The sequence below is a fragment of the Streptomyces sp. 7N604 genome (genome assembly GCF_052245475.1).
Classification (GTDB): Bacteria; Actinomycetota; Actinomycetes; order Streptomycetales; family Streptomycetaceae; genus Streptomyces.
The window spans coordinates 110,805-130,797 of the sequence record NZ_JBQQBX010000015.1 but is presented as its reverse complement, the minus strand read 5'-3'; the positions used below and the strand labels follow the sequence as shown (position 1 = coordinate 130,797).

19 protein-coding genes are annotated in these 19,993 nt (G+C 70.5%); 11 read left to right on the top strand and 8 right to left on the bottom strand.

Annotation, left to right across the window (positions count from 1 at the left end):
* Nucleotides 1-54: 54 nt before the first annotated feature.
* The 4 genes from tpiA (at nt 55) to pgi (ending at nt 3,503) form a co-directional block, all read left to right on the top strand.
* Entirely contained in the window at nt 55-831 is a 777-nt protein-coding gene (gene tpiA / locus ACTWP8_RS18255; RefSeq protein ID WP_443323187.1) for a triose-phosphate isomerase, read from the top strand.
* A gap of 140 nt (nt 832-971) precedes the next feature.
* Nucleotides 972-1,208 carry a preprotein translocase subunit SecG gene (gene secG, locus ACTWP8_RS18250; protein ID WP_443313532.1) on the top strand — a complete coding sequence of 79 codons (237 nt, stop codon included), beginning with the start codon at nt 972-974 and terminating at the stop codon, nt 1,206-1,208.
* Between the two features lie 177 nt (nt 1,209-1,385).
* A complete protein-coding gene (locus tag ACTWP8_RS18245) occupies nt 1,386-1,721 on the top strand; it encodes an RNA polymerase-binding protein RbpA (protein WP_076971064.1) in 336 nt (111 codons plus the stop codon).
* A 129-nt stretch (nt 1,722-1,850) separates the two neighbouring features.
* Nucleotides 1,851-3,503, top strand: coding sequence for a glucose-6-phosphate isomerase (gene pgi / locus ACTWP8_RS18240; RefSeq protein ID WP_443323247.1), 1,653 nt, complete (start codon nt 1,851-1,853; stop codon nt 3,501-3,503).
* Nucleotides 3,504-3,574: 71 nt separating this feature from the next.
* On the opposite strand, the gene pgl is transcribed toward pgi, so the two are convergent.
* From pgl to tkt, 5 genes are read right to left on the bottom strand one after another with little or no spacing between them, the layout of a single operon-like run.
* Nucleotides 3,575-4,315, bottom strand: a complete 741-nt coding sequence (gene pgl / locus ACTWP8_RS18235; RefSeq protein ID WP_443323246.1) for a 6-phosphogluconolactonase — start codon at nt 4,313-4,315, stop codon at nt 3,575-3,577.
* A 38-nt stretch (nt 4,316-4,353) separates the two neighbouring features.
* The gene (opcA, locus tag ACTWP8_RS18230) at nt 4,354-5,421 is read right to left on the bottom strand and encodes a glucose-6-phosphate dehydrogenase assembly protein OpcA (protein WP_443323186.1); all 1,068 of its coding nucleotides are present in this window, start codon (nt 5,419-5,421) and stop codon (nt 4,354-4,356) included.
* Nucleotides 5,418-6,941: a glucose-6-phosphate dehydrogenase gene (gene zwf, locus ACTWP8_RS18225; protein WP_443313535.1), complete on the bottom strand. Its 1,524-nt coding sequence runs from the start codon at nt 6,939-6,941 to the stop codon at nt 5,418-5,420. The genes opcA and zwf overlap by 4 nt, the downstream gene beginning before the upstream one ends.
* A 1-nt stretch (nt 6,942) precedes the next feature.
* Nucleotides 6,943-8,061, bottom strand: a complete 1,119-nt coding sequence (gene tal, locus ACTWP8_RS18220; protein WP_443323185.1) for a transaldolase — start codon at nt 8,059-8,061, stop codon at nt 6,943-6,945.
* A gap of 34 nt (nt 8,062-8,095) precedes the next feature.
* Nucleotides 8,096-10,174: a transketolase gene (gene tkt, locus ACTWP8_RS18215; RefSeq protein ID WP_443323184.1), complete on the bottom strand. Its 2,079-nt coding sequence runs from the start codon at nt 10,172-10,174 to the stop codon at nt 8,096-8,098.
* A gap of 294 nt (nt 10,175-10,468) precedes the next feature.
* Here tkt and ACTWP8_RS18210 point away from each other — a divergent pair, with 294 nt between their 5' ends.
* The 3 genes from ACTWP8_RS18210 to ACTWP8_RS18200 all read left to right on the top strand — a co-directional run bounded on the left by ACTWP8_RS18210 (nt 10,469) and on the right by ACTWP8_RS18200 (nt 13,123).
* Nucleotides 10,469-11,476 carry a heme o synthase gene (locus ACTWP8_RS18210; RefSeq protein WP_443323183.1) on the top strand — a complete coding sequence of 336 codons (1,008 nt, stop codon included), beginning with the start codon at nt 10,469-10,471 and terminating at the stop codon, nt 11,474-11,476.
* Nucleotides 11,477-11,568: 92 nt separating this feature from the next.
* Nucleotides 11,569-11,925 carry a hypothetical protein gene (locus ACTWP8_RS18205; protein ID WP_443323182.1) on the top strand — a complete coding sequence of 119 codons (357 nt, stop codon included), beginning with the start codon at nt 11,569-11,571 and terminating at the stop codon, nt 11,923-11,925.
* 52 nt (nt 11,926-11,977) lie between these two features.
* A complete protein-coding gene (locus tag ACTWP8_RS18200; RefSeq protein WP_443323181.1) occupies nt 11,978-13,123 on the top strand; it encodes an amidohydrolase family protein in 1,146 nt (381 codons plus the stop codon).
* Here the strand turns inward: ACTWP8_RS18200 and ACTWP8_RS18195 are convergent.
* The 3 genes from ACTWP8_RS18195 to ACTWP8_RS18185 form a co-directional block, all read right to left on the bottom strand.
* Nucleotides 13,097-14,095: a COX15/CtaA family protein gene (locus ACTWP8_RS18195; protein ID WP_443313541.1), complete on the bottom strand. Its 999-nt coding sequence runs from the start codon at nt 14,093-14,095 to the stop codon at nt 13,097-13,099. The two genes, ACTWP8_RS18200 and ACTWP8_RS18195, sit on opposite strands and share 27 nt — an antisense overlap.
* Before the next feature lie 106 nt (nt 14,096-14,201).
* Complete coding sequence (locus ACTWP8_RS18190; protein WP_443323180.1) at nt 14,202-15,002, bottom strand: ABC transporter permease; 801 nt, start codon at nt 15,000-15,002, stop codon at nt 14,202-14,204.
* The gene (locus tag ACTWP8_RS18185) at nt 14,999-15,988 is read right to left on the bottom strand and encodes an ABC transporter ATP-binding protein (RefSeq protein WP_443323179.1); all 990 of its coding nucleotides are present in this window, start codon (nt 15,986-15,988) and stop codon (nt 14,999-15,001) included. Before ACTWP8_RS18185 ends, ACTWP8_RS18190 begins: the two co-directional genes overlap by 4 nt.
* 178 nt (nt 15,989-16,166) lie before the next feature.
* Between ACTWP8_RS18185 and ACTWP8_RS18180 the strand changes: the two genes are divergently transcribed.
* From ACTWP8_RS18180 to ACTWP8_RS18165, 4 genes are all read left to right on the top strand, one after another.
* The gene (locus ACTWP8_RS18180) at nt 16,167-16,982 is read left to right on the top strand and encodes a helix-turn-helix transcriptional regulator (RefSeq protein ID WP_443323178.1); all 816 of its coding nucleotides are present in this window, start codon (nt 16,167-16,169) and stop codon (nt 16,980-16,982) included.
* A complete protein-coding gene (gene sufB / locus ACTWP8_RS18175) occupies nt 16,979-18,400 on the top strand; it encodes a Fe-S cluster assembly protein SufB (protein ID WP_443313545.1) in 1,422 nt (473 codons plus the stop codon). Before ACTWP8_RS18180 ends, sufB begins: the two co-directional genes overlap by 4 nt.
* Before the next feature lie 79 nt (nt 18,401-18,479).
* Nucleotides 18,480-19,664, top strand: coding sequence for a Fe-S cluster assembly protein SufD (gene sufD / locus ACTWP8_RS18170; RefSeq protein ID WP_443323177.1), 1,185 nt, complete (start codon nt 18,480-18,482; stop codon nt 19,662-19,664).
* Entirely contained in the window at nt 19,661-19,987 is a 327-nt protein-coding gene (locus tag ACTWP8_RS18165; RefSeq protein ID WP_443323176.1) for a non-heme iron oxygenase ferredoxin subunit, read from the top strand. The genes sufD and ACTWP8_RS18165 overlap by 4 nt, the downstream gene beginning before the upstream one ends.
* The last annotated feature ends 6 nt before the right edge of the window (nt 19,988-19,993 follow it).

Below are 19,993 nucleotides of genomic sequence, written 5' to 3'. Positions count from 1 at the left end.
AGATGGGGGCACCGCCCAGGCGACAGCTCTGGGGGAGAACAATGAAGGAGGGGCATGAGCACCCGTACCCCGCTGATGGCGGGCAACTGGAAGATGAACCTCAACCACCTCGAGGCCATCGCGCACGTCCAGAAGCTCGCCTTCGCGCTGAACGACAAGGACTACGAGGCCGTTGAGGTCGCGGTCCTGCCGCCCTACACCGACCTGCGCTCGGTGCAGACCCTGGTCGACGGCGACAAGCTGAAGATCGCCTACGGCGCCCAGGACCTCTCCGCGCACGACTCCGGCGCGTACACCGGTGAGATCTCGGGCTCGATGCTGGCCAAGCTGAAGTGCACATACGTCGCGGTCGGGCACTCCGAGCGCCGCCAGTACCACGGCGAGGACGAGGAGATCGTCAACGCCAAGGTGAAGGCTGCGTACCGTAACGGTCTGACTCCGATCCTGTGCATCGGCGAGGGCCTGGACATCCGCAAGGCGGGCAACCAGGTCTCGTACACCCTCGCCCAGCTCGACGGTGCGCTGAAGGACGTCCCGGCCGAGCAGGCCGAGACGGTCGTGATCGCGTACGAGCCGGTGTGGGCCATCGGAACCGGCGAGGTCGCCACGCCCGAGGACGCCCAGGAGGTCTGCGGGGCGATCCGCGGCCGCCTGGCCGAGCTCTACAGCCAGGAGCTGGCCGACAAGGTCCGGATCCAGTACGGCGGCTCGGTGAAGTCCGGGAACGTCGCGGCGATCATGGCGCAGCCCGACGTGGACGGCGCGCTGATCGGCGGGGCCTCGCTGGACGCCGACGAGTTCGTCAAGATCGTCCGGTTCCGCGATCATTAGCCTGACCGGCGAGTAGGCCGTAAGGCCTCCTCCGTCGTACTCTGTCGGGGGTCGGGTGGTGCGGACCGCATCCGGTCCGTTCGGCCCGGCCCCCGTCGCCCGTGTCCGTACCGTCACTGTCCGAGAGAGTTGGTCCAGCCGTGATTCTAGGGTTCTCCATCGCCCTGATCGTCTTCAGCCTGCTGATGATGCTGCTGGTGCTGATGCACAAGGGGAAGGGCGGCGGTCTCTCCGACATGTTCGGTGGCGGCATGCAGTCCTCCGTCGGCGGCTCCTCGGTCGCCGAGCGCAACCTGGACCGGATCACCGTCGTGGTCGGTCTGCTGTGGTTCGCGTGCATTGTCGCCCTCGGTCTGCTGATGAAGCTGGACAGCTGACCTCTGCCGTCCGACTGACACGCCGTCGCAGGCGCGGCTTATCATGGGGTCGGCGTCCTCGGGGGCGGGTGTAACTCCGGTCACTGGACGCGCGTTGGGCCTTACGTAGACTGGGGCGCCCGGCAGCGGAGCTGCCTATCGATGCTTTGCGGCACCATCACGCAGGGAGTTACGACCGTGGCAAGTGGCAACGCGATCCGTGGAAGTCGGGTCGGAGCGGGGCCGATGGGCGAGGCCGAGCGGGGCGAGTCCGCGCCGCGCCTGCGCATCTCCTTCTGGTGCTCCAACGGGCACGAGACGCAGCCGAGCTTCGCCAGCGACGCGCAGATTCCCGACACGTGGGACTGCCCCCGCTGCGGCTTCCCGGCCGGCAAGGACCGGGACAACCCGCCGGACCCGCCGCGCACCGAGCCGTACAAGACGCACCTCGCGTATGTACGGGAGCGGCGCAGCGACGCGGACGGCGAGGCGATCCTCGCGGAGGCGCTCGCCAAGCTCCGCGGCGAGATCTGAGGATCTCGCTCGCACCGGACTGATCAACCGGCCCGGCCCGTGGGGTTGTCCCCTGCGGGCCGGGCCGGATCAATTAGGTTGGGTGGGCAGCGGGGACAAGGTACGAGAAGAAGTGGGCTGATGTCCGAGATGAACGCAGAAGGCCGTACCAGGCTCGACCGGATGCCCGAGTGGACCGCGCTCGCCGAGCACCGGGAAAGGCTCGGGGAGGTGTCGCTGCGTCAGCTGTTCGACGCCGATCCGGCTCGTGGCGAGCGCTACTCCCTGCAGGTCGGTGATCTGCACCTGGACTACTCCAAGCACCTGGTCACGGACGAGACGCTGGGGCTGCTGCGCGACCTGGCGGCGGCGACCGGAGTGGCCGGGCTCAGGGACGCCATGTTCCGCGGCGAGAAGATCAACATCACCGAGAACCGCGCCGTGCTGCACACCGCCCTCCGCGCCCCGCGCGACACGGTGATCGAGGTGGACGGCGAGAACGTGGTGCCCAGGGTCCACGCCGTGCTCGACAAGATGACCGGCTTCGCCGACTCGGTCCGCGCCGGTAAATGGGTCGGCTCGACCGGCGTCCGGATCCGGAACGTCGTCAACATCGGTATCGGCGGCTCGGACCTCGGCCCCGCGATGGCCTACGAAGCGCTGCGCCCCTACACCGACCGCTCGCTGACCTTCCGGTTCGTCTCCAATGTCGACGGCGCGGACCTGCACGAGGCGGTACGGGACCTGAACCCGGCCGAGACGCTCTTCATCGTCGCGTCGAAGACCTTCACCACCATCGAGACGGTCACCAACGCCACGTCCGCCCGCACGTGGCTGCTGGACGGCCTCGGTGCGGACGAGTCGGCGGTGCCCTTCCACTTCGTGGCACTGTCCACGAACGCCGCCGAGGTGAAGAAGTTCGGCATCGACACGGAGAACATGTTCGAGTTCTGGGACTGGGTCGGCGGCCGCTACTCCTTCGACTCGGCCATCGGACTCTCCCTGATGATCGCCATCGGCCCGGAGCGCTTCCGCGAGCTGCTGGCCGGCTTCCACCTCGTCGACGAGCACTTCCGCACCGCCCCGCCCGAGGCCAACGCCCCGCTGCTGCTGGGCCTTCTGGGCATCTGGTACGGCGGCTTCCACGACGCCCAGTCGCACGCCGTACTGCCGTACAGCCACTACCTGTCGAAGTTCACCGCGTACCTGCAGCAACTCGATATGGAGTCCAACGGCAAGTCCGTGGACCGCGAGGGCAACCCGGTGCACTGGCAGACGGGACCGGTCGTCTGGGGCACCCCCGGCACCAATGGCCAGCACGCGTACTACCAGCTGCTCCACCAGGGCACGAAGATGATCCCCGCCGACCTCATCGGTTTCGCCCGGCCGGTCGACGAGCTGAGCCCCGAACTCGCCGCGCAGCACGACCTGTTGATGGCCAACCTGTTCGCGCAGGGGCAGGCGCTCGCCTTCGGCAAGACCGCGGAGGAGGTCCGGGCAGAGGGCGTCGCGCAGGAGCAGGTCCCGCACCGCACCTTCCGCGGGAACCACCCCACGACGACCATCCTGGCGAGCGAACTCAGCCCGTCCGTGCTGGGCCAGCTCATCGCGCTGTACGAGCAGAAGGTCTTCGTGCAGGGGGCGGTCTGGAACATCGACTCCTTCGACCAGTGGGGCGTCGAACTCGGCAAGGTCCTCGCCAAGCGGATCGAACCGGTGCTCACGCAGGGCACGGGGGCAGAGGACCTGGACGGCTCGACGGCCGCCCTGGTCGCCAAGTACCGCGGGCTGCGCGGCCGCTGAGCCGCCCTTGGAACTCCTCAGAGAGGTGGCCCCCGCACAGCGCGTGTGCGGGGGCCACCTTTATGAGAAGTTCAGGCCGAAGCCGGTGGGTACAGGCCGCGGGGGAGCTGGGCGGCCGCGGCCGCGTCCAGCAGCCACAGCGTGCGCCCGCGGCCGTACGCCCCGGCCGCGGGGGCCTGTATCTCGCCCGCCCCGGACAGCGCGATCGCGGCCGCCTTCGCCTTGTCCTCGCCCGCGGCGAGCAGCCACACCTCACGCGCGGCCCGGATCGCCGGGAGCGTGAGCGAGATCCGTGTGGACGGCGGCTTGGGCGCGCCGCGTACGCCGACGACCGTGCGCTCGGTCTCCCGTACGCCCGGCAGCTCCGGGAAGAGCGAGGCCACGTGGGTGTCGGGGCCGACGCCCAGCAGGAGCACGTCGAAGGACGGGACCGAGGCGTGGTTCTCGGGCCGTGCGGCGGCCGCGAGCTCGGACGCGTACGCCTCCGCCGCGGCCTCCACGTCCGTGCCGTACGGCCCGTCCGAGGCCGCCATCGGGTGCACCCGCTTCGGGTCGAGCGGAACGGCGTCCAGCAGCGCCTTCCGGGCCTGCGTGACGTTGCGCTCGGGATCGCCCTCCGGCAGGAACCGCTCGTCGCCCCACCACAGGTCCAGCCGGGACCAGTCCACCGCGTCCCGGGCCGGGGACTCGGCGAGCGCGGCGAGCAGGCCGTTGCCGTTGCGGCCGCCGGTGAGAACCACGGAGGCCGAGCCGCGGGCCGCCTGGGCGTCCACGATCTTCGTGATCAGGCGGGCCGCCGCGGCCTTCGCCATCAGATCCTTGTCGCGGTGGACGACGACCTGCGGAGCGCTCACGTGGCCGTCGCCTCCCTGGCCGCGGGCTTGCCGGCCTGCTCCGCCGCAGACGCCTGGCCCGCTTCGTCCGACGGAGCGGCCGCGGTGGCCGAGGAAGCCGACCCGCCCGGCGCCATCCCTGCGCCCGCCTCGATGACCCTCTTGCCGTGCGCGGTCACGACGAACTTGACCGTCGACGCGTACATCTCGTCCGGGTCGAGCCGCCGCAGCTCCTCCGCGATCAGCTCGGAGGTCTCGCGGCGGGGCAGCGCCACGTGCCGGTCCGGCTGTCCGGGCATCGCCAGCTCCGCCAGCCGCCCGTTCGACCGGTCCAGGCAGATCGAACCGTCGACGGTCTCGAGACGTACGGCCGTGAGGCCCGGCCCCTCGGAGACCGTGCGCTCGACCGGCACCCCGAGCCTTTCGGCGAGCCACAGCGCCAGCAGCTCACTGCTCGGGTTGTACGCCTCGGCCTCGACGACCACGGAGGTGATCTTCGAGTGCCGCTGGTCCAGGGCGGCCGCGAGCACGCTCCGCCACGGGGTGATCCGGGTCCAGGCCAGGTCGGTGTCGCCCGGCGCGTACGTCCTGGCCCGCTGACCCAGCGCGGCGACCGGGTCCTCGGTGGCCGCCGCGTCGGTGATACGGCGCGCGGCCAACTGACCGAGGAGGTCCTCAGCCGGATTTTCGGGGGCTTCCTCGGGCCACCACACGACCACCGGGGCGTCCGGGAGCAGCAGCGGCAGGACGACCGAGTGGGCGTGGTTGGCGAGCTCGCCGTGCAGCCGCAGCAGCACCGTCTCCCCGGTGCCGGTCTCGCCGCCGACCCGCACCTCCGCGTCCAGCCGGGCCATCTTGCGGTCGCGGGGCGAGCGGCCCGGCCGCTTGATGACCACGAGGATGCGGGAGGGGTGCTCCTTGGACGCCTCGCTCGCGGCCTTGAGAGCGTCGTAGTGGTTTCCCTCGTCGGTGACGATGACGAGGGTCAGCACCATGCCGACGGCCGGGGATCCGGTCGCCCGGCGCGCCTTGACCAGGGCGGCGTTGATCTGGCCGGACGTGGTCTCCGTGAGATCGATGTTCATGGCCGGCGCCAGCACCTTCCGTCTCGTGCGAGCATCTCGTCCGCCGCCTTCGGTCCCCACGTCCCGGCGGTGTACTGCTCGGGCGTGCCGTGCTTGTCCCAGTACGCCTCGACCGGGTCGAGGATCCGCCAGGACTCCTCGACCTCCTGGTGGCGGGGGAAGAGGTTCGCGTCGCCCAGCAGCACGTCGAGCAGCAGCCGCTCGTACGCCTCGGGGCTGGACTCGGTGAAGGACTCGCCGTACGCGAAGTCCATCGTCACGTCCCGGATCTCCATGGAGGTGCCGGGCACCTTGGAGCCGAACCGAATGGTGACGCCCTCGTCCGGCTGCACCCTGATGACCAGGGCGTTCTGCCCCAGCTCCTGGGTGTCGGTGGTGTCGAAGGGGGAGTGCGGGGCGCGCTGGAAGACCACCGCGATCTCGGTCACCCGGCGGCCGAGCCGCTTGCCGGTGCGCAGGTAGAAGGGAACGCCCGCCCACCGGCGGTTGTCGATCTCCAGCTTGATCGCGGCGTAGGTGTCCGTGCGCGAGCCCGGGTCGATGCCCTCCTCCTCGAGGTAGCCGAGCACCTCCTCGCCGCCCTGCCAGCCGTGCGCGTACTGGCCGCGTACGGTGTGCTTGCCCAGCTCCCTGGGCAGCTTGACCGCCTTCAGGACCTTCAGCTTCTCGGTGACGAGAGCCTTGGCGTCGAAGGAGGAGGGCTCCTCCATGGCGGTCAGCGCCAGCAGCTGGAGCAGGTGGTTCTGGATCACGTCGCGGGCGGCGCCGATGCCGTCGTAGTAGCCGGCGCGGCCGCCGATGCCGATGTCCTCGGCCATCGTGATCTGTACGTGGTCCACGTACGACCGGTTCCACAGCGGCTCGAACATCGTGTTGGCGAAGCGCAGCGCCAGGATGTTCTGGACCGTCTCCTTGCCCAGGTAGTGGTCGATCCGGAAGACGTCGGACGGCCGGAAGACCTCGTGGACGACCTGATTGAGCTCCTGGGCGCTGGCCAGGTCGTGGCCGAAGGGCTTCTCGATGACGGCGCGCCGCCAGGAGTCCCCGGTGCCCTCCGAGAGGCCGTGCCCCTTCAGCTGCTGCACGACGGTGGGGAAGAACTTCGGCGGGACCGACAGGTAGAAGGCGAAGTTCCCGCCCGTCCCCCGCGCCTTGTCCAGCTCGTCGATCGTCGCCTTCAGCTTCTCGAAGGCCTCGTCGTCGGAGAACTGGCCGGGTACGAAGCGGAAGCCCTCGGCCAGCTGCTGCCAGACCTCCTCGCGGAACGGGGTCCGCGCGTGCTCCTTGACCGCGTCGTGCACGACCTGCGCGAAGTCCTCGTGGTCCCATTCCCGGCGGGCGAAGCCGACCAGGGAGAAGCCCGGCGGCAGCAACCCGCGATTGGCCAGGTCGTAGACCGCAGGCATCAGCTTCTTACGGGACAGATCGCCCGTGACGCCGAAGATGACCAGGCCGGACGGCCCCGCGATACGCGGGAGCCGCCGGTCCTTTGCGTCACGCAGCGGGTTGCTGCTGGTCAATTCACGCCTCCGGAGGAGCGAGGCGCTTGAGCTCCGCCTCGGTGGACTTCAGCAGGTCGTTCCAGGAGACCTCGAACTTGTCGACGCCCTCGTCCTCGAGAAGCTGGACGACCTCGTCGTAGTCGATGCCCAGATTCGCGAGCGCGTCGAGATCGGCCCTGGCCTGCTCGTAGGTGCCGCGCACGGTGTCACCGGTGATCCGGCCGTGGTCCGCGACCGCCTCGAGGGTGGCCTCCGGCATGGTGTTGACGGTGCCCGGGGCGACGAGTTCGTCGACGTACAGCGTGTCCTTGTACGCCTTGTCCTTGACGCCGGTGGAGGCCCACAGCGGCCGCTGCCGGTTGGCGCCGTCCCTCTCCAGGGCGGCCCAGCGATCGGACCCGAAGACCTCCTCGTACGCCTCGTAGGCGAGCCGGGCGTTGGCGATGGCGGCCTTGCCGCGCAGCTCCTTGGCCTCCGGGGTGCCCAGGGCGTCGAGCCGCTTGTCGACCTCGGTGTCCACGCGGGACACGAAGAAGGACGCCACCGACTCGATCTGCGACAGGTCCAGGCCCGCGGCCTTGGCCTTCTCCAGGCCGGAGAGGTAGGCGTCCATGACCTCGCGGTAGCGCTCGAGCGAGAAAATCAGCGTGACGTTGACGCTGATGCCCTTGCCGATGGCCTCGGTGATCGCCGGGAGGCCCGCCTTGGTGGCCGGGATCTTGATGAAGGTGTTCGGCCGGTCGACCAGCCAGGCCAGCTGCTTGGCCTCGGCGACCGTGGCGCGGGTGTTGTGCGCCAGGCGCGGGTCGACCTCGATGGAGACCCGGCCGTCGCGCCCGCCGGTCGCGTCGAAGACCGGGCGCAGCACGTCGGCGGCGTCCCTGACGTCCGCAGTCGTGATCATGCGGAGGGCTTCCTCGACCGTGACCTTACGGGCGGCGAGGTCGGCGACCTGCTGCTCATAGCCGTCGCCGCTGGAGATCGCCTTCTGGAAGATCGTCGGGTTCGTGGTCACCCCGACCACGTGCTGCTGGTCGATCAGCTCGGCGAGGTTGCCGGACGTGATGCGCTGGCGCGACAGATCGTCGAGCCAGATCGCCACGCCTTCGTCGGAGAGCCGCTTGAGTGCGTCTGCCATGGGAAATGCATCTCCTACTCGTCGTATACCTGCGTCAGCGACCGGCGGCGGCCAGAGATTCCCGGGCTGCGGCCTCGACCGCGTCCGCGGTCAGACCGAACTCGCGGAACAGCACCTTGTAGTCGGCGGAGGCGCCGAAGTGCTCCAGCGAGACGACCCGGCCGGCGTCGCCGACGTAGCGGTGCCAGGTCAGGCCGATCCCGGCCTCCACGGCCACCCGCGCCCTCACGGACGGCGGCAGCACGCTGTCGCGGTACCCCGGGTCCTGCTCCTCGAACCACTCGACGCACGGCATCGAGACCACGCGAGTCGGGACGCCGGTGGCCTGGAGCTTCTCGCGCGCCCTGACGGCGAGCTGCACCTCGGAGCCGGTGGCGACGAGGATCACCTCGGGCGAGCCGCCGTCGGCCTCGAGGAACACGTAACCGCCCTTGGCGGCGTCCTCGTTGAGCTCGTACGTCGGCACGTTCTGCCGGGTCAGCGCCAGGCCGTGCGGGGCGGGATCGGCGCTGTGCCGGCGCATGACCTCGCGCCAGGCGATGGCGGTCTCGTTGGCGTCGGCCGGGCGGACCATGTTCAGGCCGGGGATGGCGCGCAGCGCGGCCAGGTGCTCGACCGGCTGGTGGGTCGGGCCGTCCTCGCCCAGGCCGATGGAGTCGTGCGTCCAGACATACGTGACCGGCAGCTTCATCAGGGCGGCCAGCCGGACGGCCGGGCGCATGTAGTCCGAGAAGACCAGGAACGTGCCGCCGTAGATCCGGGTGTTGCCGTGCAGCGCCACGCCGTTCATGGTCGAGCCCATGGCGTGCTCGCGGATGCCGAAGTGCACGGTGCGGCCGTACGGGTTCGCCTCCGGCAGCGGGTTGTCCGCGGGCAGGAAGGACGACGAGGCGTCGATCGTGGTGTTGTTCGAGCCGGCCAGGTCCGCGGAGCCGCCCCACAGCTCGGGGATCACTCCGCCGAGCGCCTTGAGGACCTCACCGGAGGCCTTGCGGGTGGCGACGTCCTTGCCGGCCTCGAAGACCGGCACCTTCTGCTCCCAGCCGTCGGGCAGTTCGCCCGCCGCGATGCGGTCGAACTCGGCGGCGCGCTGCGGGTTGGCGCCGCGCCACTCCTGGAACTGCTTGTCCCAGGCGGCGCGCGCCTCGCGGCCGCGGTCGAGCGCCTTGCGGGTGTGGGCGATGACCTCGTCCTCGACCTGGAAGTCCCGCTCCGCGTCGAAGCCCAGCACGCGCTTGGTCGCCGCGACCTCCTCCGCGCCGAGCGCCGAGCCGTGGGCGGCCTCGGTGTTCTGCGCGTTGGGAGCCGGCCAGGCGATGATCGTGCGCGCGGCGATGATCGAGGGGCGCTCGGTCTCGGCCTGCGCCGCCCTGAGCGCCGCGTACAGCGCCTGCACGTCGAAGTCGCCCGACGGATCCTGCTCGACGCGCTGGACGTGCCAGCCGTACGCCTCGTAGCGCTTGAGGACGTCCTCGGAGAGCGCGGTCGCGGTGTCGCCCTCGATGGAGATGTGGTTGTCGTCGTAGAGGGCGACGATGCTGCCGAGCTTCTGGTGGCCCGCCAGCGAGCCGGCCTCCGCCGAGATGCCCTCCTCCAGGTCGCCGTCGGAGACGATCGTCCAGATGGTGTGGTCGAAGGGAGAGGCGCCCTGGGGTGCCTCCGGGTCGAACAGGCCGCGCTCGTAGCGGGCGGCCATCGCCATGCCCACCGCGTTGGCGATGCCCTGGCCGAGCGGTCCCGTCGTGGTCTCGACGCCGGTCGTGTGGCCGTACTCCGGGTGGCCCGGGGTCTTGCTGCCCCAGGTGCGGAAGGCCTTCAGATCGTCCAGCTCCAGGCCGTAACCGGCCATGTAGAGCTGGATGTAGAGGGTCAGGCTGGTGTGGCCGGGGGACAGCACGAAGCGGTCGCGGCCCGTCCACTGAGCGTCGGACGGGTCGTGCCGCATCAGCTTCTGGAAGAGCATGTACGCGGCGGGAGCGAGGCTCATGGCCGTGCCCGGGTGGCCGTTACCGACCTTCTGCACGGAATCCATGGCCAGGACGCGTACGGTGTCGACGGACCGCTGGTCCAGTTCGGTCCACTCGAGGTCTGTGGTGGTCGGCTTGGTGCTCACCCTGAGTCAGGGCTCCTCTCCACATGTCGAATGCCGGTGACGTTCTGCACACCGGCGGTGTTGAGCCTACCCTCGGCTCCCGGCCCCGCCCTGCGGGGCAATGAGGAGTACGTCAGCCTGCGCGACGAGCCGTGGACAGCGCGGCGGACAACACGACGGACCCCCGCGGCGGGCGGCGTATCCGCTACGTCTAGAGTGGCGTGGTACGCGCAAGTCTTTACCGGCCTCCCGGTCCGGTGCTTGCTGGTCCGTGCCCGCGGCGCAAGCCGCTGAGGTCGCTTTACAGGGGTGTGCGTGACGGCCGTCGATTCCCGTCCTGCGGGTGGGGGCACCCCCCATGCCGGAAGGGCTGTGGGAGGGGGCACCTCCCATGCCCGAAGGGCTGTGGGGGAGCTCGCGGAAGTTCCCGGTCACCGGCCGTTCGGGGCCCGCGCCAAGGCTTTTGTGGCGCTGACGAAGCCGCGGATCATCGAGCTGCTGCTGATCACCACGGTCCCGGTGATGTTCCTCGCCGAACAGGGCGTGCCCAACCTGTGGCTGGTGCTCGCCACCTGCGTCGGCGGCTACCTCTCCGCGGGCGGCGCGAACGCGCTCAACATGTACATCGACCGCGACATCGACGCGCTCATGGACCGCACCTCGCAGCGGCCGCTGGTGACCGGGATGGTCTCGCCGCGCGAGAGCCTGGTCTTCGGCCTCGCGCTGGCCGTGATCTCCACGCTGTGGTTCGGCCTTCTGGTCAACTGGCTGTCGGCGGCCCTCTCGCTCGCAGCGCTGCTTTTCTACGTCATCGTCTACACGATGTGGCTGAAGCGCCGTACCGCACAGAACATCGTGTGGGGCGGCATCGCGGGCTGCATGCCGGTCTTCATCGGCTGGTCCGCCGTGACCAACTCCGTTTCCTGGGCCGGGCTGGTCCTCTTCCTCGTCATCTTCTTCTGGACGCCGCCGCACTACTGGCCGCTGTCGATGAAGGTGAAGGAGGACTACGCGCGCGTGGGCGTGCCGATGCTTCCTGTCGTCGCCTCCAACGCCGTGGTCGCCCGGCAGATCGTGCTCTACAGCTGGGTCATGGTGGGCGTCTCGCTCGCGCTCTGGCCGCTTGGGTACGTCGGGTGGTTCTACCCCCTGATCGCGGTCGTGGCGGGCGCCTGGTGGCTCAAGGAGGCGCACGCGCTGCGGGCCCGCGCCAAGGCCGGTATCACGGGCGCGAAGCTCAAGGAGATGCGGCTCTTCCACTGGTCCATCACCTACGTCTCGATCCTGTTCGTGGCCATCGCCGTGGACCCCTTCCTGCGTTAGCTGCGGCGCTGGTTTCGCGCTGAGGCGGCCCTCACCCGGCGGTTTTGAGGGGCGCCCTCTTAAAACGCGGTACCGGCGAGTAGCATTCAGGCATGGCAGAGACTCAGCAGCAGGTCGACGAGACAAAGCGGGACGACGCCCGCGCCGAGCGCAAGGCGGGCAGGCTCGCGAAGCAGATCAAGCACTTCGCCCGGAGCCACGGCGGCAGCGCCGAGGGCCAGCTCGCCTACCTCGGCCAGAGGGGCACCCGCATCGTGCTGGTCGGCGAGGACGGCGCCTGGGGCGACCTCGTGGCCCCCGACCACGCGATAGCACAGCGCGCCGCGGAGCAGGCCGGCATCACCCTCCACGAGTCCTTCGACGGCGACCTCGCGGCCAAGGTCCGCACCGGCCCGTACGAGTGGTCCCGCATGGCGGGCATCCAGGTCGGCGGTCCGAGCAACACCTGAGGCGCCACCGCCCGTTAGACCGTGCGACGGCTGACGACGGAGGGCGGGCGCTGTGATCGAATTGCCACCGCTGGTGGACCAGCACTGCCATGGCGTGTTCCGCACGGAGCTCGGCCTCGGCACGTTCGAGACGCACCTCACCCAGTCCGCCTCGCCCGCCGCACCCGGTACCACCTTCTTCGACACCCAGACCGGCTTCGCCGTCCGGCGCTGGTGCCCGCCGCTGCTCGGCCTCGAACCGCACTGCATGCCCGCCCGCTACCTCGCGCGGCGCCGCGAACTCGGCGTCCTGGAGGCGGGCAGGCGGCTGCTGCGCTCCACCGGCATCGGCACGTACCTGGTGGACACCGGGCTGACCGGGGACCTCACGGAGCCGTCCGAGCTGGCCGCCGCCGGGGACGCCGCGGCCCACGAGATCGTGCGCCTCGAGCTGCTCGCGGAGCAGGTCGCCGACACCTCGGGCACCGCCGACGGCTTCCTGACCAACCTCGCCGAGGCGGTGCACGGCGCCGCCCAGTCGGCCGTCGGCTTCGCTTCGGTCGCCGGCTGCCGGGACGGCCTCGCGCTCGCGCCCGAGCCGCCGGGCCCCGGCGGGGTGCGCCGGTCGGCCGGGCGCTGGCTGTCGGGACGCCGGGTCGGCGACCGCCTCACCGACCCCGTGCTCCTCAGCCACCTGCTCTGGACGTCGGTCGCGACGGGGCTGCCGCTCCAGCTGCACGGCGGTGTCGGAGGCGCCGAGCTGCGTATCGACCGCACGGATCCGATGCTGCTGACCGACTTCGTACGGGCCACCGCCGGGCTCGGTACGGATCTGGTGCTGCTGCACGGCTACCCGTACCACCGGCAGGCGGCCTGCCTGGCCGACGTCTTCCCGCATGTGTACGCGGACCTCGGGCCCGCGCTCGCCCGTACGGGGCCACGCGCGCGTACCGTCCTCGCGGAGGCGCTGGAGCTCGCGCCCTTCGGGAAGCTGCTCTTCTCGACCGGCGGGCACGGGCTGCCGGAGCTGCACGTGGTGGGTGCGCGGCTCTTCCACGAGGCGCTGGGCCGGCTGCTGACCGAGTGGGTGGCCGAGGGCGTGTGGTCGCGGGCCGACGCGGGGAGGGTCGCGGGGCTGATCGCGGCGGGCAACGCCCGCCGGGTGTACGGGCTCACGGACCCGGCGGGCCGCTCAGACGGCGGCGGCCGGAACGGCTGAACCCTCCTGGGCGGGACCGGGCCCCGGCACACCGGGCTCGGAGACCGGCCGCTCGCGCAGCGACAGCAGCACGCGCAGCACGGCGATCCACACCAGGGCCGAGCCCAGCATGTGCAGCCCGACCAGGACCTCGGGCAGCTCGGTGAAGTACTGGACGTAGCCGATGGCGCCCTGCGCCAGCAGGACCAGGACGAGATCGCGAGTGCGGCGGCGCGGGCCGTCGGGGGCGTCCACGGCCTTCAGCACGATCCACAGGCCGAGCGTGAGCGCGACGACGATCCACGCCATGGCGGCGTGGACCTGCGCCACCAGCTTCAGGTCCTCGAACATCCGGGGCACCTGGCTGTTGTCCCCCGGGTGCGGCCCCGACCCGGTGACGACCGTGCCCGCGGCGATCAGCAGCCCGGCGCAGACGGTGAGCCCCCGCGCCAGCCGCCGCACCGACACACCGACCAGCGGTCGCGGCTCGGCGTCGCCCTCGCGGGAGCGCAGCCAGGTCAGCGTGGCCACCGTCAGCAGCACGGTGGCGGCAAGGAAGTGCCCGGCGACGGTGTACGGGTTGAGGTCGGTGAGCACGGTCACGCCGCCGATCACGCCGTTCCCCATCACCACCCAGAACTGCGACCAGGCCAGCCGCGACAGCCCCCGGGTCGGCCGCTTGGCGGCGCGTACCGTGATGATCGCCCAGCCGACGGCCGCGCACAGCACGTACGTGAGCATCCGGTTGCCGAACTCGATCGCGCCGTGGATGCCCATCTCCGAGGTGGCGATCAGGCTGTTGTCCGAGCACTTCGGCCAGGTGTCGCAGCCCAGTCCGGATGCGGTCAGCCGGACGGCGCCGCCGGTGACGACGATGAACACGCTCATCAGCAGCGCGGTGAGGGTGGCACGTTCCACGGTGCGCTGGGTGGGTGTCCAGCGGGCGGCGATGTACGCGACGGGGTTGCGTACGACTTCGAGCAGATTCGGCACGGGCCTATCGTAGGCGGCGCTTGTGCACGGCTTCACAACCACCCCCGCACGCCGCCGGCACGGCGGGCGGTCCGTGAGGGAGGCGCTCATTCCCGGAGGGATGCGCTCATTCCCAGCGGAAGAAGCGGGCCGCGGCGCCCAGGCCGAGCACCGCCCACGCCGCGAGAATGCCCAGGTCGCCCAAGGGGATCTGGGCTCCGTGCTGGAGCACATCCCGCAGCCCGTCCGACAGCGCCGAGATGGGCAGCAGCTCCAGCACGCCCTGCGCCGCCTCCGGGAACTTGTCCAGCGGCACGATGACCCCGCCGCCGACCAGCAGGAGCAGGAAGACCAGGTTCGCCGCCGCCAGGGTCGCCTCCGCCCTGAGGGTGCCCGCCATCAGCAGGCCGAGCCCCGAGAAGGCGGCCGTGCCGAGGACGAGCAGCAGCAGGACGTACAGCGGATTGCCCCGGGGCGACCAGCCCAGCGCGAAGGCCACCAGCGTCAGCAGCGCGATCTGCAGCACTTCGGTGACCAGCACCGAGCCCGTCTTCGCGGTCATCAGCGCCCAGCGCGGCAGCGGCGAGGCGCCGAGGCGCTTGAGGACGCCGTACCGCCGCTCGAAGCCGGTGGCGATGGCCTGCCCGGTGAAGGCCGTGGACATCACGGCCAGCGCCAGGACCCCCGGTGCCAGGAAGTCCACCGCCTCGCCCTCACCCGTATCGACGATGTCGACCGCGCCGAAGAGCGTCAGCAGGAGGGTCGGGATGACGACGGTCAGCAGGAGCTGCTCGCCGTTGCGCAGCAGCATCCGGGTCTCCAGCGCCGTCTGCGCGGCGATCATCCGGGCCAGCGGCGCCCGGCCCGGCTGCGGGGCGAACGTGCCGGGGGCCGTGCCGGTCGCGCCGGTCGTGCCGGTGGCGGTCATGCGCGCAGCTCCTTGCCGGTCAGCTCCAGGAAGACGTCCTCCAGGGTGTGCCGTTCGACCGAGATCCGGTCCGGCATCACGCCGTGCTGTGCGCACCAGGAGGTGACGGTGGCCAGCAGCTGCGGGTCGACCCTGCCGGTGACCCGGTACGTGCCCGGCGTGAGCTCGGCGGCCACGGTGTCGGCGGGCAGCGCCTTGAGGAGCGTGGCGAGATCGAGGGCGGGCCGCCCGGTGAAGCGCAGGGTGTTCTCGGCGCCGCCCCGGCACAGCTCCTCGGGGCTGCCCTGTGCCGCGACCTTCCCCCCGTCGATGATCGCGACATCGTCCGCGAGCTGCTCGGCCTCGTCCATGTAGTGGGTGGTCAGGACGACGGTCACGCCGTCGGAGCGCAGCTCGCGCACCAGGTCCCAGGTGGCGTGCCTGGCCTGCGGGTCGAGTCCGGCGGTCGGCTCGTCGAGGAAGACCAGCTCGGGCCGACCCACGACGGCCATGGCGAGCGCGAGCCGCTGCTGCTGGCCGCCGGAGAGCCGACGGTAGGCCGTAGGGCCGCAGCCGCCGAGGCCGAGGCGCTCGATGAGCGAACCGACGTCCACGGGGTGGGCGTGCAGTTTGGCGATGTGGCGCAGCATCTCTTCTGCGCGGGCGCCGGGATAAACCCCGCCCGATTGGAGCATCACGCCGATGCGCGGGCGCAGGGCGGCGGCGTCGGCGACCGGGTCGAGTCCGAGGACCCGGACTCTCCCCGCGTCGGGCCGCCGGTAGCCCTCGCAGGTCTCGACGGTGGTGGTCTTCCCGGCGCCGTTGGGGCCGAGTATCGCGGTGATCGTGCCTGCCCCGACGGAGAGGTCGAGGCCGTCCACCGCGGTCTTCCGGCCGTACCGCTTGACCAGCCCTTGGACCTGGACGACGGGCTCTTGGCCGGGGGGCCTGGCGGCGCCCCCAGCATGAGCTGGGGGAGGGTCGCCCCCCGGGAGGACACTGCGCATGCCGGGAAGTCTACGAACCGGGGCCGGGCGCGCCGCCGTCAGGGGCGAAAGCCCGGCGGGATCCGGCCAGTGCGCAGCCCGGACCTCGCCGTTTAGGTAACCCTTAGTGACCGAGCACACCCCCGGCCGAATGGATCTCCGCTTGTCGCAGCCCAGGGAATTACGCAACAATGGCGTTGTGAAATACGCGAGCGAGGCTCAGAGGGCTGCGGCGGTCGAAGCGACCGCCGCGTCAAGCGTGCCCGCGCCCGCAGCGCCGTTCGGCGACGAAGGCCAGCGCAGCACCCGTAACCGGGTGGCCAGGTCGATCCTCGACCACGGGCCCTCCACCGCTGCCGAACTCGCCCTGCGGCTCGAACTGACCCAGGCCGCGGTCCGCCGGCATCTGGACTCGCTGGTCACCGACGGCGTCGTCGAGCCCCGCGAACAGCGGGTCTACGGCTCGCGGGGCCGCGGCCGCCCCGCCAAGGTGTTCGCCCTCACCGACTGCGGGCGGGACGCCTTCGAGCAGGCCTACGACAATCTGGCCGTCGACGCCCTGCGCTGGATCGCGCAGTCCGCAGGCGGAGGTGAGATGGGCGACGCCGCGGTCGCGGCGTTCGCCCGCGCCCGCCTCGCCGCCCAGGCCGAGACCTACCGCGAAGCCGTCGAGAGCGCCGCTCCCGAGGATCGCACCGAGGCGCTGGCCAAGGCATTGACTGCGGACGGGTACGCTGCTACGGCGCGCAGCGCACCGGTCGGCGAGCAGCTCTGCCAGCACCACTGCCCGGTCGCCCATGTGGCCGAGCAGTACCCGCAGCTGTGCGAGGCGGAGACCGAGGTCTTCTCCCGCCTGCTCGGCACCCATGTGCAGCGGCTGGCCACGATCGCCCACGGCGACGGGGTCTGCACCACCTTCGTCCCGAAGGCGGGCCACGGCCCCCAGCCGCCGGGCAAGCGCACCACCAAGACCACCACAGCATCTGCAAGCACGGCCGGGAGGAACCCCGAATGACTCTCCCCACGGAGACTGCCCACCCTGAGCTCGAGGGCCTGGGCACCTACGAGTACGGCTGGGCCGACTCCGACCTCGCCGGCGCTTCCGCGAAGCGCGGGCTGTCGGAGGAGGTCGTCCGCGACATCTCCGCGAAGAAGTCTGAGCCTGACTGGATGCTGAAGCTGCGTCTGAAGGGCCTGCGTCTCTTCGACAAGAAGCCCATGCCGAACTGGGGCTCCGACCTCTCCGGCATCGACTTCGACAACATCAAGTACTTCGTGCGCTCCACCGAGAAGCAGGCCGCTTCCTGGGAGGAGCTCCCCGAGGACATCAAGAACACCTACGACAAGCTGGGCATCCCGGAGGCCGAGAAGCAGCGCCTCGTCGCCGGTGTCGCCGCGCAGTACGAGTCCGAGGTCGTCTACCACAAGATCCGCGAGGACCTCGAGGAGCAGGGCGTCATCTTCCTGGACACCGACACCGGTCTCCGGGAGCACCCCGAGCTCTTCAAGGAGTACTTCGGCACGGTCATCCCGGCGGGCGACAACAAGTTCGCCTCGCTGAACACCGCCGTGTGGTCGGGCGGCTCCTTCATCTACGTGCCGAAGGGCGTGCACGTCGAGATCCCGCTCCAGGCCTACTTCCGGATCAACACCGAGAACATGGGCCAGTTCGAGCGGACGCTGATCGTTGTCGACGAGGGTGCCTATGTGCACTACGTCGAGGGCTGCACCGCGCCGATCTACAAGTCGGACTCGCTGCACTCCGCGGTCGTCGAGATCATCGTCAAGAAGAACGCCCGCTGCCGTTACACGACCATCCAGAACTGGTCGAACAACGTCTACAACCTGGTCACCAAGCGCGCCGTGGCCTACGAGGGCGCGACCATGGAGTGGGTCGACGGCAACATCGGCTCCAAGGTCACGATGAAGTACCCGGCCGTCTACCTGATGGGCGAGCACGCCAAGGGTGAGACCCTGTCCATCGCCTTCGCTGGCGAGGGCCAGCACCAGGACGCCGGCGCCAAGATGGTCCACATGGCCCCGCACACCTCGTCGAACATCGTCTCCAAGTCGGTGGCGCGAGGCGGCGGCCGCACCTCGTACCGCGGTCTGATCGAGATCGGCGAGGGCGCCGAGGGCTCGAAGTCCAACGTGCTCTGCGACGCGCTGCTGGTCGACACCATGTCCCGCTCGGACACGTACCCGTACGTGGACGTCCGCGAGGACGACGTGTCCATGGGCCACGAGGCGACCGTCTCCAAGGTCAGCGACGACCAGATCTTCTACCTGATGAGCCGCGGCCTCTCCGAGGACGAGGCCATGGCGATGATCGTGCGCGGCTTCGTCGAGCCGATCGCGCGCGAGCTGCCCATGGAGTACGCGCTGGAGCTCAACCGGCTGATCGAGCTGCAGATGGAGGGCGCGGTCGGCTGACGCCCCCCGCCCGTACCACGAGCAGCACTGTTCTCTGACGCAGGCTGCACCTCTTCAGAAAGTGAGCACGACGACAGCCATGGCCGAGCCTCAGAACATTCCGGCGGGTTCCACCACCTCCGGATCCATCGCGGTGGCCGCCGAGTCCACCACCGCCACCCGGATGAGTGCGCCGCCGTCCTACGACGTGGCGGACTTCCCGGTGCCTCACGGCCGCGAGGAGGAGTGGCGCTTCACCCCGCTCGAGCGGCTGAAGGGGCTCCACGACGGCACCGCCGTCGCGGACGGCGGCGGGATCAAGGTCGAGGTCACCGCGCCCGAGGGCGTGACGGTCGAGACCGTGGGCCGCGACGACGCCCGCGTGGGCAAGGCCGGCAAGCCCGTGGACCGGGTCGCCGCGCAGGCGTTCTCCGGCTTCGAGAAGGCCTCGGTCGTCACGGTGCCCAAGGAGGCCGTGCTGGCCGAGCCGGTCCGGATCGCCGTGCACGGCGAGGGCGGCACCGCCTTCGGCCACCAGGTCATCGAGCTGGGCGCGTTCGCCGAGGCCGTCGTCGTGATCGACCACACCGGCGACGCCGTGCTCGCCGCCAACGTCGAGTACCACCTCGGCGACGGCGCCAAGCTGACCGTCGTCTCCGTCCAGGACTGGGACGACACCGCGGTGCACGCAGGGCAGCACACCGCGCTCGTCGGCCGCGACGCCACCTTCAAGTCCGTCGTCGTGACCTTCGGCGGCGACCTCGTACGTCTCCACCCGCGCGTGCAGTACGCGGGCCCCGGCGGCGAGGCCGAGCTCTACGGCCTGTACTTCACCGACAACGGCCAGCACCAGGAGCACCGGCTGTTCGTCGACCACCAGGCGCCGAACTGCCGCAGCAACGTCGCGTACAAGGGCGCGCTGCAGGGCCAGGACGCGCATGCGGTGTGGATCGGCGACGTGCTGATCCGGGCCAGCGCCACCGGCACGGACACCTACGAGCTGAACCGCAACCTGGTCCTCACCGACGGCGCCCGCGTCGACTCGGTCCCGAACCTGGAGATCGAGACCGGTGAGATCGTCGGCGCCGGCCACGCCTCGGCGACCGGCCGCTTCGAGGACGAGCAGCTTTTCTACCTGATGTCCCGGGGCATCTCGTCCGAGGAGGCCCGCCGCCTGGTGGTCCGCGGCTTCTTCGCCGAGCTCGTCCAGCAGATCGGCCTGCCGGACCTCCAGGAGCGCCTGCTCACCAAGATCGAGGCCGAGCTGGAGGCGTCCGTCGCATGACAGCCGAAGGCTTCGTCCGTGTCTGCGCGCTGAGCGAGCTCGAGGAGGACATGCCCAAGCGTGTCGAGCTCGAGGGCACGCCGGTGTCGGTTATCCGCACCGACGATGACGTCTTCGCGATCTACGACATCTGCTCGCACGCGAACGTCTCGCTGTCGGAGGGCGAGGTGGACGACTGCACCATCGAGTGCTGGCTGCACGGGTCGCGCTTCGACCTGCGCACCGGCAAGCCGTCCGGCCTGCCCGCGACGCGTCCTGTCCCCGTATACCCCGTAAAGATCGAAGGGGACGACGTGCTCGTCTCCGTCACCCAGGAGTCCTGAGGCACC